This is a genomic window from Streptococcus sp. SM5 (assembly GCF_027497975.1).
Map to the genome: position 1 here is coordinate 1 of NZ_JAJNSC010000042.1, position 12,127 is coordinate 12,127.

Consider the following 12,127-nt stretch of genomic DNA (forward strand, 5'->3'; position numbering starts at 1 on the left):
TATGGGCTCATATTTTTTGGCTGTTTATCAGCTGTTATTTTTAATTATTATACCAATTTAAATAAGGAAAGAGGAGAGGACAAATGACTGCCAATTATTCAACACGGGAATACCGTGAGAAATTATATGATGATCTTCATGTTCGATTAAGAGATACAGTGATTTTGATGTGTGCGATTTTTATTGCCTCTATCGGCCTAAATATGAATTCAACAGCTGTCATTATTGGAGCCATGCTGATTTCCCCTCTTATGACACCGATTGTTGGACTGGGGTTTGGTTTAGCTATTTTTGATACGCGTTTAATCAAGCAATCTCTAGAGGTTTTATTTACCCAAGTATTGGTCAGCTTGCTTGTCTCGGCTCTGTATTTCTGGATTTCTCCCCTATCTTATGAAAGTAGCGAATTGATTGCACGAACCTCTCCAACCATTTGGGATGTTCTCATTGCTATTGCTGGTGGGATAGCAGGTTTCATTGGTTCAAGGAAAAAAGAAGCAAACAATATCGTACCAGGAGTAGCCATTGCAACAGCTCTGATGCCACCTATCTGCACTGCAGGTTACGGTTTAGCTAATGGAAATGTACGATTTTTATTTGGGGCTCTCTATCTTTTCTTGATCAACTGTGTCTTTATCATGCTAACCAACATTGTTGGAACAAGAATTTTGATGAGAAAATCTCCCTTAAGTTCATTTAAAGAGCTAAACATTAAAATGAGAATTGGGTTGATATCCTTGATCGTATTATTGATTCTTCCAGCCAGCTATTCAGCAGTCACTCTGACAATAGAACAAGCGCGAAAAGAAGGAATCAAACAATTTGTAGGAAAAGAGTTCGCCAATCATACGGTCATTAATCAAGTCTACAAGTCAAGGAACAATGAATTGGTCTTGACGGTTGTTGGAGATCCGATTTCAGAAGAAGAGTTAGAAACGCTCCACCAAAAACAAGCCTCTTACGGTATTCAATCTGTTCAATTGAAAGTCAATCAAGTTCATAATTCGACAAAATTAGACAGTGATACGACCAAGGAATTTTATGAAACCATTAACAAGTATATCGATCAAAAACTCTCTGAAAAGGATTCACAAAAAGATCTCGTAAAAGAAAATGAAGCAGACAAGGATTGAGGATATTGACCTTATCTAACTCATGAAAGCAAATCTTGTGTGGTGGTTTGGTCAATCACTACTAGCTCGGATTAAATAATACTCTTCGAAAATCTCTTCAAACCACGTCAGCGTCGCCTTACCGTACTCAAGTACAGCTTGCGGCTAGCTTCCTAGTTTGCTTTTTGATTTTCATTGAGTAAAAATATAAAAAGCAACAGCTGTTTCAGTTGTTGCTTTTTAGGTAGCTAGGATTTTATCCCAGGTTTTATCTATTATTTCTCAACGCGTGATTTGTTGGCGATATCAGCTAGGATAGCTTGAACAAAGTCATCGACTGAGATAGTTTGTGTTTCTTTTTGGCCGTAGCGACGAACATTGACTGTTCCGTCTTCCATTTCTTTGTCCCCAACGATCAATTGGTAAGGAATCTTGCTTGTTTGTGAAGCACGAATCTTGAACTGCATTTTTTCATTGCGCTCATCTACATCTGCACGGACACCGCGGTCACGGAGTTTCTTAGCCACTTCCCAAGCGTAGTCCACGTGTTTTTCGTTAGATACTGGGATGAGGGTTACTTGGTGTGGTGCAAGCCATGTTGGGAAGGCACCCTTGTAGTTCTCAATCAAGATAGCTGTGAAGCGTTCCATAGTTGAGATAACTCCACGGTGGATCATAACTGGACGGTGCTCCTCACCATCAGCTCCGATGTATTTAAGATCGAAGCGTTCTGGAAGCAAGAAGTCAAGTTGGATAGTAGAAAGAGTTTCTTCTTTTCCAAGAGCGGTCTTAACTTGAATATCCAATTTTGGTCCGTAGAAGGCTGCTTCACCTTCGGCTTCAAAGTAGTCCACGCCCATTTCATCAAGGGCTGCACGAAGCATGGTTTGGGCATTTTCCCACATTTCATCGTTATCAAAGTACTTGTGAGTATCTTGAGGGTCACGAAGAGAGAGGCGGAAGCGGTATTCAGTCAAGTTGAAGTCTTCATAAACATCGATAATCAACTGAAGAGCACGTTGGAATTCTTCTTGGATTTGTTCTGGAGTCACAAAGAGGTGACCATCGTTGAGTGACATTTCACGTACACGTTGAAGACCAGTCAGGGAACCAGATTTTTCGTAGCGGTGCATCATACCGATTTCAGCGATACGGATTGGCAACTCACGGTAAGAGTGAACATGGTGTTTGAAGACTTGGATGTGGTGCGGGCAGTTCATTGGACGAAGGACAAATTCTTCCCCGTCACCCATGTCCATAGTTGGGAACATGTCTTCTTGGTAATGATCCCAGTGACCAGAAGTCTTGTAAAGTTCAACAGAAGCAAGTGGTGGAGTGTAAACGTGTTGGTAGCCAGAAGCCAACTCCTTGTCTACGATGTAGCGTTCCAATTCACGACGGATAGTCGCACCGTTTGGCAACCAGAATGGCAAACCTTGTCCCACTTCTTGAGAAATCATGAAGAGGTCAAGCTCTTTACCAAGTTTACGATGGTCACGTTCCTTGGCTTCTTCACGCATTTGAAGGTAGTTTTTCAAGTCTTTCTTGTCAAACCAAGCTGTACCATAGATACGTTGCATCATAGCGTTGTCGCTATTTCCACGCCAGTAAGCACCTGCTACATGGAGAAGGTGGAAGATTTGGATGCGGCCTGTTGATGGGACGTGAGGGCCACGGCAGAGGTCTACATACTCACCTTGACGATAGATAGTCAAACCACCTTCGTCTTCTGAGTGTTCTTCAATCAATTCCAACTTGTAAGGGTCGTTCTTGAAGATTTCACGTGCCTCGTCTTTAGTAACTTCTTCACGGATTGATGGGAAGTTTTCTTTGACAATTTTTTGCATTTCTTCTTCGATACGAGGAAGGTCTTCGTTAGAGATTTGACCAGCTGTGTTGTCAGTATCGTAGTAGAAACCATCTTCGATGGCTGGACCAACTCCCAAGTGAATGTCTGGGAACAGACGACGAGCTGCTTGGGCAAACAAGTGAGCGGCTGAGTGACGCAAGATTGGGAGGGCATCTTCGTGATCAGGTGTCACAATTTCGATGCTTCCATCTTCAGTGATAGCACGAGTAGTGTCGATGAGTTTGCCGTTGAATTTACCAGCCAAGGCTTTTTTAGCTAGGGAATTGCTGATAGATTGGGCAATTTCAAAAGTTGTAACGCCAGATTCGAATTCACGAACAGCGCCATCTGGGAAAGTAATGTTAATCATGATGTTCTCCTTACTTATATTATTGACGAATGTGTTAACCCTATTCTGAGAACAGGGACAGAGGACTGTGAAAGCTAGAAAAAAAGCGACATCCTCGAAAGGACGTCGCAACGTGGTTCCACCTTCATTTATGTTCCTCAAAAGAGAGGGACACCTCTGATTGGCTCTAACGTGGCCACCGTTTTATGTTTGCATAAAAGTCAGTAGAGTAGTATCAGTATAGGCTTTCTATGCGTTTCCAGCAACCACGCACTCTCTAGTAGAAAGGGACTAAGTGACTTGTCTCTATGGATTATTATAGCATGATTGTGAAAATTTTCAAGATATTTGTAGATTTTTTTGAATTTTCTTCATTGAAAAAGTGCTTGCTATGCTTTGTTAGGAGTAATGTAAAATAATCTTTTTGATAAGTTTTTACCTTGATAAAAGTAGTGTTCTGGATTTAGTAAGAGTGGGTTAAAGGTGACTATTAAACAGTATTTTTTGTTATAATATTAAAAAGATATATAAGAGGAAATGAGGAGAAAGAATGACAAAAATAGCTCTTCTTTCAGATATTCATGGAAATACCACCGCCTTGGAGGCTGTTTTGGCAGATGCTCGGCAGCTAGGAGTGGATGAATACTGGCTTTTGGGAGACATTCTCATGCCAGGGACAGGGCGTAGAAGAATTTTGGACTTGTTGGCTCAACTACCGATTACGGCTAGAGTTTTGGGAAACTGGGAAGACAGTCTTTGGCATGGTGTCCGTAAGGAATTGGATAGTACTCGTCCCAGTCAACGCTATCTCTTGCGCCAGTGCCAGTATGTTTTAGAGGAAATTTCCCTAGAAGAAATTGAACTGCTCCACAATCAACCTCTACAGATTCATCGTCAGTTTGGGGATTTGACGGTAGGAATTAGCCACCATCTTCCTGATAAGAACTGGGGGAGAGAGTTGATTCATACTGGAGCGCAAGAGGATTTTGACCGCTTGGTGACCAATCCACCTTGTGATATCGCTGTATATGGTCATATTCATCAGCAGTTGCTTCGTTACGGGACTGGTGGGCAATTGATTGTCAATCCAGGTTCGATTGGGCAACCTTTCTTTCTAGATGCTCAGTTACGGAAGGACTTGCGAGCTCAGTATATGATTTTAGAATTTGATGACAAGGGCTTGGTAGATATGGACTTCCGACGGGTGGACTACGATGTGGCAGCTGAATTGCAGTTGGCTAAAGACCTCAAACTTCCCTATTTTGAGGTTTACTATGAAAGTCTGGTCAATGGTATCCACCATACTCACAATCAGGAATTTCTGAGTGAATTGGCCCAGAAAGAGGGTTATGATAGGGAATTAGATGCCTGGTTGAAAAGTGGTAACGATTGACATTACAACTAAAAAGGGTATAATAATAGAAAAAGAAGAGTAGAGGCAGGCTAGCCTCGTAAAAAGGAGAAGAGGATGCAAATTCCAAGTAGATTTACCATTGCGACTCATATGCTGATAATCATTGCCCTCAAGGGGAAGGAAAGCAAGGTGACCAGTGATTTTCTGGCTGCTAGTGTCGGGGTCAATCCAGTCATTATCAGAAAAACCTTGTCCCAGTTGAAGAAGGCAGAGCTGATTTCAGTAGCGCGTGGAACAGGTGGGACAGAGATTGTCAAGGATCTCAAAGACATTAGTCTATTAGATGTTTATCAGGCTGTTGAGTGTCTTGGTAAGACTGGTCAACTCTTCAGTTTTCATGACAATCCAAATCCAAATTGCCCAGTTGGAGCCCATATTCATGATGTTTTGGATCAAAAATTGGAGAGAATCCAGCTGGCTATGGAGGCAGAGCTTGGTCAGACTAGCTTAGAGCAAGTCGTGGCCGACGCAGAGAGTCAGATGAAGGATTAAGAGGGATAGATGCCTGCAAATGAAACTCAAAACACTGCTAGAAATCTGGCAGTGTTTTTTGAGATTGCGTAGAAAAAACTCCTGGGAAATTCCAGGAGAGTATGAGTGGTTATTTGAACTTGAATCCTTCGTAAATAAGCTCTGCTTTTGGATTTTGTTTCTTAATCTGTTTGGCAAGTAACTTCATCATAGAAAGAGGACCACACATATAGACGGTTGCATGTTCGGGCACTTCTTCTTGCTCAAAATTAAGATAGCCGTCTTTCCTACTATCTACTAGATGGAGTTCAAAATTAGGGTTTTTCTGAGCATAGTCACGGAGCAAATCCAGGTAGACTGCATTTTCCTCTCCACGGAAGCTATAGAAGAAGTGAACCTGTTTATCTAAAATAGGATGTTCACGGATGTAAGAGATGAAGGGAGTAATCCCAATGCCTCCAGCAATCCAAACCTGATTTTTTCGTCCTTCTTCTATGATCATGTGTCCGTAAGCTCTGTCTACGCTTACTTTGCTGCCGACTTGAAGATTGTCATAGATATTCTTGGTATGGTCGCCTGAATTTTTGACAGTAAAGTAAAGAGTTTGACCGTGACCTCCTGAGATAGAAAAGGGATGCGGAGCACTTTCAAAGCCTTCTTGGAAAATCTTTAGGAAGGCAAATTGTCCTGATTGATAGTTGAAAGGTCTGCTAAGATGGATTTGAATTTCTATAGTATCGTGATTTAAGCGTTTGAGATTGGTAATTTTCCCTAGATAGGGGAAGCCAATCTTTTGATATAGAAAAATGATATAAAAACCAGCTAGTAAGCCTAAAAGGGCATAGCTACCAACAAGAAAACTTAGAAGATTAAATGTGAGAAGACGATTGCCCATCATCATGTAGACATGAAAGAGTCCGAAAATATAAGCTAGGTAAACCAGGCGGTGAATCCATCGCCAAGCTTCGTATTGGATGTATTTGCCTAAATAGGCGACAAGGATGATACTGATAAAGATATAGATGGCAAGATTGCCAAACTGAGCAGCTAAACGAGATCCCCACAAACCGCCCATACTAAAGTTATGAAAGATGAGTAGGATGACGGATAGAAAGGCTGTGAATTTGTGGACAGTATAGACCTTCTCCAAACCGTGAAACCAGCTTTCTAGTAGGGGGAGACGAGTGGCTAGGATAAAAGTTAGAGATAGGCTTGTTAAAGCTAGTCCTGGAATCATGAATTGGGGAGAAGTGTTCATCCAAGTCAAAATAGTCAAGACAAAACTAGCTATGATAAAGAGTAGTCCTTTGAGTGATTTCATAGAAAATTCCATTTCATTTAGATTTTGATTTGTTGTAAATAAATTTGTTACATTTTATCATAGAAAAAGTATGGTGTCAAATTGAGGTCTATAAATATCTACTATCATCAAAAAACTCTCCAATTTAACTGGAGAGTGGCTGTTTATTCTGCAGCTTGTTGCCAACGTTTTGCTAGCTTATGAGACAGGCTGGAGATGGCAAAGTTAAAGATAAAGTAAATCAAGGCAATCAGGATATAAAGACTGAAGACCTGCTCAGGTTCGAAATAACGGCCCATGAGAATTTGGCTAGCTCCAAATAGTTCTTGTAGGGCGATGACAGAGTAGAGAAGACTGGTATCCTTAATCACGGTTACAAACTGAGAAATGATGGCTGGCAACATTTTGCGAATGGCTTGTGGGAGAATGATGTGGTAAAGGATTTGGGTTGATGTAAATCCTTGTGACATTCCTGCTTCGTACTGCCCCTTGTCTACGGCATTGAGACCGCCTCGGATAATCTCAGCCAGGGCTGCTGAGGTAAAGAGGGTAAAGGCTGTAATACCAGCTGGGGTGGATTTCATCTTGAACACCAAAAAGATGGTGAAAATCCAGAGGAGGTTGGGAACGTTACGTACAAACTCGATATAAATGCTGGAGATGATTCGTAAGACAGGATTTTTCCCATTTCTCATGACGGCTAGTACTGTTCCGATAAGAGTCGAGAGGACGATAGCAATCAGAGAAATGTAGAGGGTCAAGCCAAATCCTTTAAAGATAAAGATTAGGTTATCTGGGGTCAAAACTTCTAAAATAGATTCCATAGTAACCTCCTAAAGTGAATAGGCTTTTTTGTTGGCTTGCTCCATCTTGCGACCAAACTGGGCAACAGGGAAGCAAAGAGAAAAGTAGAGAAGGGCAGCGCCTAAAAAGGCTGGAATGTAGTTTCCGTTAAGAGCTGACCAAGACTTGGTCACAAACATCAAGTCTACTCCAGAGATGATAGCAACTGTCGAGGTATTCTTGATGAGGTTGACGATTTGATTTGTCAAAGGAGGGAGAATGATACGGAAGGCCTGAGGCAAGATAATCAAGCGCATGGCACTGATATAGGTAAAACCTTGCGACAAGGCGGCCTCCATCTGACCGCTAGGAATAGATTGAATACCTGAACGAATTACCTCAGCGATATAGGCACCGTGATAGAGACCCACGCAGAGAACAGCTGTCCAATAAATCGGAATCATGATGGTGTGGTCACTGATAAGAGGTAGGCCGTAAAAAACGATGACAAACTGCACCAAGAGGGGAGTGTTTTGGTAAAATTCGACAAAGATACGAGCCAAAATTCTCAAAATTGGACGTTTACTGGTCGACATGGCTCCAAAGAAGATGCCTAAGACCATGGCTAGGATAAAGGATCCAATCGCTAGGGCAAGGGTGAAGAGGAAACCATTGAAAAATTGTCCAAAATCCTGAAAATAGGCTGTCCAAGATGATAAATCTGTCATGGGGTGTTGTCCTCCTTAATCTGCGGTATGGCTAGATGGTTTCAGTTTGTAACGGTCATAGAGTTTCTGCAAACTGCCATCCTTGCTCCATTTAGTAACCAAGTTATCAAGATAGTCGTTGAGCTCTGTATTTGATTTCTTGGTAACGATACCGTAGTCAGATGGCTTGAAACTATCATCTAGTAGCTCTGTCCGTTTGCTGATGTAGCCAGATAGAATCGAGCGGTCAACGGAAAAGGCATCAATTCGATGAGCGTGTAGGGAAGTAATCAATTCTGGGTAGGAACCAAGTTCGACGAATTTAAAGGTCAGGCCTTTCTTTTTACCTAGTTCGGTAATCAAGCGTTGAGTAATGGAACCTTGGGCAACACCGATGGTTTTTCCGTTTAGGTCCTCAATGCTTTTGATTTTGGCAGACTTATTGACCAAAAAGCCAGAAGCATCTGTGTAGTAAGGACTGGTGAAGTTGTAGAGTTTTTTACGTTCGTCTGTGATGGTAAAGGTTGCGATATCCATATCGACTTGTTCATTGTCTAGAAGGGGTCCGCGAGTTTGTGCTGTAACCGGCACATAGTGAACCTTGACCTTGAGTTCATCAGCTACCATCTTGGCCAAGTCAGTTTCGATACCAGAATAGGTTCCTGTCTTGGGATCCTTGTAACCAAAATTGGGAACGTCTTGTTTCACACCGACAACTAGCTCGCCTCTCTTTTGAATGTCTGCGACACTGGTATCAGCCAGGACTGGTTTTGCAGCAGCAAGGCCGAAAAGGCTAATCAATATTGCTGATAAAAAGAATTTCTTTTTCATAGGCGCCTCCTTATTTGACTTTGTCACTTTCGTGGTTGATAATTTTGCTGAGGAATTGTTGAGCACGAGGTTCGCTTGGATTGTCGAAAAAGTCATCGACATCGGTCGTATCTACTAAAACCTCTCCGTCAGCCATAAAGATGATTCGGTCAGCAACTTCACGGGCGAAGCCCATTTCATGGGTCACGACAATCATATTCATACCATCGTGGGCCAATTTTTGCATAACTGCTAGAACATCGCCGATAGTTTCAGGGTCTAGGGCAGATGTTGGCTCATCAAAGAGGAGGAGTTCAGGATGCATAGCGAGTCCACGTGCGATGGCAATCCGTTGTTTTTGTCCACCAGATAGCATGGCTGGATAAGAATCTTTCTTGTCCCACATATTTACAAATTCCAGATATTTTTGGGCTGTTTTTTCAGCTTCTTTTTTATCAATTCCTAGAACTTTTATGGGTGCGAGTGTTACGTTTTCTAACACTGTTTTATGCGGATAAAGGTTAAAATGCTGGAAAACCATACCGACTTCCTTGCGAAGAGGTACTAAATCTTTCTGGCTGGCACCAGCAACTTGGTGGCCATTGACTAGGAGACTTCCCTTGTCAACAGCCTCTAAACCATTAATCGTACGGATAAGAGTGGACTTCCCAGAACCAGAAGGGCCTAGGAGTACAACAACTTGCCCTTTTTCAAAACGGAGATTGATGTCGCGGAGTGCATGGTAGTCTCCGTAATATTTTTCGACGTGTTCAAATTCTACTAAAGCCATAAGGAATCTCCTTTGTGTTAGATTTTATAACATGATTCTACACCAAAAGATTTGTCTTGTCAAATCATATCAGAAAAAAGTTAGTAAAATTTTTGTAGAAAGCAATCAGGATAGAGAAAAAGCCTAAATCATGTTATAATGAAGCAATAGAATTCTTAGAAAGAGTGGATGTCTTTTTGATAACACCTACTTATGAATGGCAGTTTGCCCCGCAGGTTGAAGATGCGGATTTTACAAAGATAGCCAAGAAGGCTGGATTGGGTCCTGAGGTGGCTCGGTTATTATTTGAGAGAGGGATTCAGAACCAAGAAAGTTTGAAGAAGTTTTTAGAACCTTCCTTGGAGGACTTGCACGACCCTTATCTGCTCCATGATATGGACAAGGCAGTGGAACGGATTCGTCAGGCCATTGAAGAAGGGGAAAATATTCTCGTTTACGGTGATTATGATGCGGATGGTATGACTTCGGCTTCGATTGTTAAGGAAAGTTTGGAACAGCTTGGTGCCGAGTGCCGGGTTTATCTTCCCAATCGTTTTACCGACGGTTATGGACCTAATGCCAGTGTTTACAAATATTTTATCGAACAAGAAGGAATTTCCTTGATTGTGACGGTGGACAATGGGGTTGCTGGTCATGAGGCCATTGAACTGGCCCAGTCTATGGGAGTGGATGTCATTGTGACAGACCATCATTCCATGCCTGAAACTTTACCAGATGCCTATGCCATTGTCCATCCTGAACATCCTGATGCGGACTATCCTTTCAAATATTTGGCTGGTTGTGGAGTGGCTTTCAAGTTGGCTTGTGCCCTGTTAGAAGAAGTGCAAGTGGAATTGCTTGATTTGGTCGCTATTGGTACCATTGCAGATATGGTGAGTTTGACGGATGAGAACCGTATCTTGGTTCAGTATGGTCTGGAAATGTTGGGCCATACTCAGCGCATTGGTTTACAAGAGATGCTGGGCATGGCTGGGATTGCCGCCAACGAGGTAACAGAAGAAACGGTTGGTTTTCAGATTGCCCCTCGTTTGAATGCCTTGGGCCGCTTGGATGATCCCAATCCTGCCATTGATTTGCTGACTGGCTTTGATGATGAGGAAGCGCATGAGATTGCCCTTATGATTCACCAGAAAAATGAAGAGCGTAAGGAAATCGTCCAGTCTATCTATGAAGAAGCTAAGACCATGGTGGACCCTGAGAAGAAGGTCCAAGTCTTGGCTAAGGAAGGCTGGAATCCTGGAGTTCTAGGAATCGTGGCTGGACGCTTGCTGGAAGAACTAGGGCAGACAGTCATCGTTCTCAATATAGAGGACGGTCGTGCCAAGGGTAGTGCTCGTAGTGTGGAAGCGGTTGATATTTTTGAAGCCCTAGATCCCCATCGCGACCTCTTTATCGCATTTGGCGGTCATGCTGGCGCAGCAGGAATGACGCTGGAAGTTGAAAAACTTTCAGATTTATCTCAAGTCTTGGAAGATTATGTTCGTGAAAAAGGCGCAGATGCTGCTGGCAAGAACAAGTTAAATCTAGATGAAGAACTGGATTTGGAGACACTTAGCTTGGAAACGGTCAAAAGTTTTGAACGTTTGGCACCTTTTGGCATGGACAATCAGAAACCTATCTTTTATATAAAGGATTTTCAGGTCGAAAGTGCCCGTACCATGGGGGCAGGCAATGCCCATCTCAAGTTGAAAATTTCCAAAGGTGAAGCTAGTTTTGAAGTGGTAGCATTTGGACAAGGTAGATGGGCAACAGAATTTGCTCAAACCAAGAATCTAGAGTTGGCAGTCAAATTGTCTGTCAACCAATGGAATGGCCAAACTGCCCTGCAGTTGATGATGGTGGATGCGCGTGTGGAGGGTGTTCAACTCTTTAACATCCGTGGGAAGAATGCAGTCTTGCCAGAAGGAGTTCCAGTCTTGGATTTTGCTGGAGAACTTTCCAATTTAGTAAATAGTGATGCTGTGGTTGTAAAAACCATTCCTGAGGATATTACCTTACTTAAAACCATTTTTCAGGAACAAAATTTCTCTGCTGTCTATTTTAAAAATGATATTGACAAGGCCTACTATCTGACAGGTTATGGGACTAGAGAGCAGTTTGCCAAATTGTACAAGACCATCTACCAGTTTCCAGAGTTTGATATTCGCTACAAGCTGAAAGATTTGGCTACTTATCTTAATATTCAACAAATCTTGCTAGTCAAGATGATTCAAGTATTTGAAGAATTAGGCTTTGTGACGATCAAAGATGGTGTCATGACAGTAAATAAAGAAGCGCCAAAGAGAGAAATCGGAGAAAGTCAGATTTACCAAAATCTCAAACAAACCGTCAAAGACCAAGAAATGATGGCACTGGGTACCGTTCAAGAAATTTATGACTTTTTAATGGAAAAAGAGTAGATGATAGGAAAGAGTTTGTACTGACCCCAAAAAGTTAGACAAATAATTTAAGTAAAGGATTTAGTTCTGTATTGCACAGGACTAAGTCCTTTTAATTTTACCTTAATGCGTTTATTGTTGTAGTAATCAATATAGTCTACAAT

The 12,127-nt window shown here is 42.0% G+C and carries 11 protein-coding genes and 1 pseudogene; 5 read left to right on the forward strand and 7 right to left on the reverse strand.

Features of this window, described 5'->3' with window-relative positions:
- A pseudogene (locus tag PAN07_RS17140) lies at positions 1-87 on the forward strand (two pore domain potassium channel family protein); the annotation flags it as partial.
- The gene (locus tag PAN07_RS17145) at positions 84-1,133 is read left to right on the forward strand and encodes a DUF389 domain-containing protein (RefSeq protein ID WP_265495691.1); all 1,050 of its coding nucleotides are present in this window, start codon (positions 84-86) and stop codon (positions 1,131-1,133) included. The pseudogene PAN07_RS17140 and the gene PAN07_RS17145, both read left to right, overlap by 4 nt.
- A gap of 254 nt (positions 1,134-1,387) precedes the next feature.
- Here the strand turns inward: PAN07_RS17145 and thrS are convergent, their stop codons facing one another.
- Complete coding sequence (gene thrS, locus PAN07_RS17150) at positions 1,388-3,331, reverse strand: threonine--tRNA ligase (RefSeq protein ID WP_125386185.1); 1,944 nt, start codon at positions 3,329-3,331, stop codon at positions 1,388-1,390.
- Positions 3,332-3,860: 529 nt separating this feature from the next.
- Here thrS and PAN07_RS17155 point away from each other — a divergent pair.
- Together PAN07_RS17155 and PAN07_RS17160 are read left to right on the forward strand one after the other, a co-directional pair.
- Complete coding sequence (locus PAN07_RS17155) at positions 3,861-4,703, forward strand: metallophosphoesterase family protein (RefSeq protein ID WP_218494027.1); 843 nt, start codon at positions 3,861-3,863, stop codon at positions 4,701-4,703.
- A gap of 75 nt (positions 4,704-4,778) precedes the next feature.
- Positions 4,779-5,216 carry an Rrf2 family transcriptional regulator gene (locus tag PAN07_RS17160; RefSeq protein WP_001166795.1) on the forward strand — a complete coding sequence of 146 codons (438 nt, stop codon included), beginning with the start codon at positions 4,779-4,781 and terminating at the stop codon, positions 5,214-5,216.
- A 109-nt stretch (positions 5,217-5,325) separates the two neighbouring features.
- Here PAN07_RS17160 and PAN07_RS17165 read toward each other — a convergent pair whose 3' ends face one another.
- The 5 genes from PAN07_RS17165 to PAN07_RS17185 all read right to left on the reverse strand — a co-directional run bounded on the left by PAN07_RS17165 (position 5,326) and on the right by PAN07_RS17185 (position 9,585).
- Positions 5,326-6,516, reverse strand: a complete 1,191-nt coding sequence (locus tag PAN07_RS17165; protein ID WP_269798435.1) for an oxidoreductase — start codon at positions 6,514-6,516, stop codon at positions 5,326-5,328.
- A gap of 143 nt (positions 6,517-6,659) precedes the next feature.
- Entirely contained in the window at positions 6,660-7,319 is a 660-nt protein-coding gene (locus PAN07_RS17170; RefSeq protein WP_125416107.1) for an amino acid ABC transporter permease, read from the reverse strand.
- A 9-nt stretch (positions 7,320-7,328) separates the two neighbouring features.
- Complete coding sequence (locus tag PAN07_RS17175) at positions 7,329-8,006, reverse strand: ABC transporter permease subunit (protein WP_000131145.1); 678 nt, start codon at positions 8,004-8,006, stop codon at positions 7,329-7,331.
- Between the two features lie 15 nt (positions 8,007-8,021).
- Positions 8,022-8,816, reverse strand: coding sequence for a transporter substrate-binding domain-containing protein (locus tag PAN07_RS17180; protein ID WP_247930413.1), 795 nt, complete (start codon positions 8,814-8,816; stop codon positions 8,022-8,024).
- Positions 8,817-8,826: 10 nt separating this feature from the next.
- On the reverse strand, positions 8,827-9,585 hold the full coding sequence (locus PAN07_RS17185) for an amino acid ABC transporter ATP-binding protein (protein ID WP_001229569.1): 759 nt from the start codon (positions 9,583-9,585) through the stop codon (positions 8,827-8,829).
- A 176-nt stretch (positions 9,586-9,761) separates the two neighbouring features.
- Between PAN07_RS17185 and recJ the strand changes: the two genes are divergently transcribed.
- Positions 9,762-11,984, forward strand: a complete 2,223-nt coding sequence (gene recJ / locus PAN07_RS17190; RefSeq protein ID WP_269798436.1) for a single-stranded-DNA-specific exonuclease RecJ — start codon at positions 9,762-9,764, stop codon at positions 11,982-11,984.
- A gap of 47 nt (positions 11,985-12,031) precedes the next feature.
- Here recJ and PAN07_RS17195 read toward each other — a convergent pair.
- Positions 12,032-12,127 (reverse strand): IS3 family transposase (locus PAN07_RS17195; RefSeq protein ID WP_168741291.1); only part of this gene is annotated, 96 nt, incomplete at its 5' end.

What these genes read in the sequence shown, in the direction of transcription:
- PAN07_RS17180 (WP_247930413.1), bottom strand. Translation starts at nt 8,816, where the DNA reads ATGAAAAAGAAATTCTTTTTATCAGCAATATTGATTAGCCTTTTCGGC.
- PAN07_RS17175 (WP_000131145.1), bottom strand. Translation starts at nt 8,006, where the DNA reads ATGACAGATTTATCATCTTGGACAGCCTATTTTCAGGATTTTGGACAA.
- PAN07_RS17155 (WP_218494027.1), top strand. Translation starts at nt 3,861, where the DNA reads ATGACAAAAATAGCTCTTCTTTCAGATATTCATGGAAATACCACCGCC.
- PAN07_RS17170 (WP_125416107.1), bottom strand. Translation starts at nt 7,319, where the DNA reads ATGGAATCTATTTTAGAAGTTTTGACCCCAGATAACCTAATCTTTATC.
- PAN07_RS17165 (WP_269798435.1), bottom strand. Translation starts at nt 6,516, where the DNA reads ATGAAATCACTCAAAGGACTACTCTTTATCATAGCTAGTTTTGTCTTG.
- PAN07_RS17145 (WP_265495691.1), top strand. Translation starts at nt 84, where the DNA reads ATGACTGCCAATTATTCAACACGGGAATACCGTGAGAAATTATATGAT.
- thrS (WP_125386185.1), bottom strand. Translation starts at nt 3,331, where the DNA reads ATGATTAACATTACTTTCCCAGATGGCGCTGTTCGTGAATTCGAATCT.
- PAN07_RS17185 (WP_001229569.1), bottom strand. Translation starts at nt 9,585, where the DNA reads ATGGCTTTAGTAGAATTTGAACACGTCGAAAAATATTACGGAGACTAC.
- PAN07_RS17160 (WP_001166795.1), top strand. Translation starts at nt 4,779, where the DNA reads ATGCAAATTCCAAGTAGATTTACCATTGCGACTCATATGCTGATAATC.